Origin of the sequence: uncultured Brachyspira sp., from assembly GCF_944390595.1 — a bacterium.
GTDB lineage: Bacteria > Spirochaetota > Brachyspiria > Brachyspirales > Brachyspiraceae > Brachyspira.
Genome location: NZ_CALXRN010000181.1, coordinates 1 through 2,595 on the forward strand (window position 1 = coordinate 1; position 2,595 = coordinate 2,595).

Consider the following 2,595-nt stretch of genomic DNA (forward strand, 5'->3'; position numbering starts at 1 on the left):
ATGCTTTATCAAGAAATTATAGCTGCCCGCCCAAGTGTTTTTTAAATTTTAAAATATATTCTGCGCACGGTGAACAAAATTTCAAATATAATAAAAATTAGAATTAATAATTAGTATATATTTATAGCTTTATTCTGCGTGCGGTGTTGTAATTATGAACTTAAATAAATTTGGGCGGGTATGCTTTTTATAAGTTGATATAGAAGAATAATATATTATAAAATCATAGATAGTCTTTAAAGTTTATAGGGCGGGGTATGTATATAAAACATTTATTTATTAAAAAGCCGTTAGTATATTGCATTATTTCATAATATTTATATATGTGTTATATGTAGTATAGTAGTATATGTATTGTTCATTTTTACTTGAAAAAATTATTATATATGTTAAAATATTTGATTATAATCTTAATTAAATCAAGGTTAATTATTATGAAAAATTCTCAAGTATTTATGGAAGGGGTATGGAAGAATAACCCAACTTTCGTTCAGGTTCTTGGTATGTGTCCTAGTTTAGCAGTTACAAGCAGTGTAATGAATGCTATTGGTATGTCAGTTGCCACTATATTTGTACTTGTTTGTTCATCTGCATTAATTTCACTTATTAAAAAAGTATATGCTAATGAAGTTAGAATTATGGGATACATTGTAGTTATAGCTGCTTTTGTTACTTTAACAGATATAGTAATGAAGGCTAAATTTTATACTTTATCTTTAGCTTTAGGGCCTTATATACCGCTTATAGTTGTAAACTGTATAATATTAGGAAGGGCTGAAGCTTTTGCTAATAAAAATGGTATTGTACCTAGTATTTTTGATGCTTTGGGTAACGGCGTAGGTTTCTTTATTGCTTTAACATTGCTTGCCTCTATTAGGGAAATATTAGGAAATGGAAGCTGGTTAGGTTTTGATATAGTAGGATCATTAAGAGGATTTGTTGAATCAGCTATGCCTTTTGCTTTGAATGCATATAATGAAATTACTACTCCTTGGGTTGTTATGATTATGGCTCCTGGTGCTTTCTTCACTTTAGGAACTTTAATTGCTATTAAAAGAGCTATAGATGCTAGAGGAGGAAAAGCTAATGGTTAATTTAATTTTACTTTTTATAGCAACTGTATTAGTTAATAATTTCGTATTAACTAAATTTTTAGGTATATGTCCTTTTCTAGGGGTATCTAATAAAATAGATTCAGCAGTTAGTATGGGTATTGCTGTTACATTTGTTCTTGTTTTAACTGCGGCAGTTAGCTGGATGATTCAGTATTATATATTAGTACCTTTTAAAATCGAATTTTTACAAACTATACTATTTATTATAGTTATTGCTGCTTTAGTTCAGTTTGTTGAAATGGTTGTCAGAAAAACTAGTGAAAGTTTATATTTAGCTTTAGGTATTTTCCTTCCATTGATAACTACTAACTGCTGTGTATTAGGTTTGGCTTTATTCGGAGTTTTATATAAATATAATTTTATACAAAATATAGTATTTGCTTTGGGTGCAGGAGTTGGTTTTACATTAGCACTAGTTATAATGGCTAGTATAAGAGAGCGTTTAGCTACAGCAGATATACCGGAAGCTTTTAAGGGACCTGCTATGCCTTTCATTACAGCAGGTATACTTGCTCTTATTTTCTATGGCTTCTCTGGTATAATTAAAATATGATTTTATAATGCTAAAAAATAATAGTGTTATAAGTAAAGGATAGTTAAAATGATGACATCAGTTTTAGTAGCTTCAATATCTTCTGGTTTAATTGCTTTGATATTGGCTGTTTTATTAATATTTTCTTCAAAGATTTTTAAAGTTGAAGTTGATGAAAGAGTTACAGAATTAACAGCAAAACTTCCTGGTGCTAACTGCGGAGGATGCGGTTTTCCAGGATGTGCTCAATTTGCTAAAGCTTTAGTAGATGATAAAGCTCCTGTGGACGGCTGTTCTGTAGGCGGAGCTGATACTGCTGCTATGGTTGCAGATTTTTTAGGTAAAGTAGCTCCTCCTCAAAAGGAAAGAACAAGAGCTTATATATTCTGTCATGGACATGCAGGTATTGTTAAATCTAATAAGGTTTATAATGGTGCTCAAACTTGTGTTTCTGCTGTTATGGCTGGAGGAAATAGAGATTGTTCTTACGGATGTGTTGGTTTTTATGATTGTATGAAAGCATGCGAGTTTGGTGCTATAATTAAAAGTGAAACAGGAGTTCCTATTATAGTAGAAGATAAATGTGTTTCTTGTAATGCATGTGTTAAGGCTTGTCCTCAGAAACTTATAGAAATACATCCTGTTTCTCAAGAGTTTCATGTTTACTGTAAGTCTAAGGATAAAGGTCCTGTTGCTAAAAAAGCATGCGACAGAGCTTGTATAGGATGCAGTATATGTGTAAAAAACACTAAAGAAGGCGGTATGAAAATTGATAATTATCTTGCTATAGTTAATTATGAAGATTATTCAATAACAAATGAAAGTATAGCAAAATGTCCTACTAAAGCCATCACTAATGAGAGAGTAAATTCGGTTAAGAATATATAATTAATTTTTTTATATGTTACTGTTAAAGACAAGGGTTCTTTTATAGAACTCTTGTTTTTT

At 30.4% G+C, this 2,595-nt stretch carries 3 protein-coding genes; all 3 read left to right on the forward strand.

Annotated features, from left to right (window positions below; genetic code table 11):
• Window positions 1–434 precede the first annotated feature (434 nt).
• The 3 genes from rsxE to Q0J90_RS10520 are packed head-to-tail and all read left to right on the forward strand — an operon-like array spanning window position 435 to window position 2,535.
• The gene (gene rsxE, locus Q0J90_RS10510) at window positions 435–1,094 is read left to right on the forward strand and encodes an electron transport complex subunit RsxE (RefSeq protein WP_297277857.1); all 660 of its coding nucleotides are present in this window, start codon (window positions 435–437) and stop codon (window positions 1,092–1,094) included.
• Complete coding sequence (rsxA, locus tag Q0J90_RS10515; RefSeq protein ID WP_297277858.1) at window positions 1,087–1,668, forward strand: electron transport complex subunit RsxA; 582 nt, start codon at window positions 1,087–1,089, stop codon at window positions 1,666–1,668. The genes rsxE and rsxA overlap by 8 nt, the downstream gene beginning before the upstream one ends.
• Before the next feature lie 48 nt (window positions 1,669–1,716).
• Window positions 1,717–2,535 (forward strand): RnfABCDGE type electron transport complex subunit B, encoded by an 819-nt coding sequence (locus tag Q0J90_RS10520; protein WP_297277859.1) that lies wholly within the window; start codon window positions 1,717–1,719, stop codon window positions 2,533–2,535.
• Window positions 2,536–2,595 lie beyond the last annotated feature (60 nt).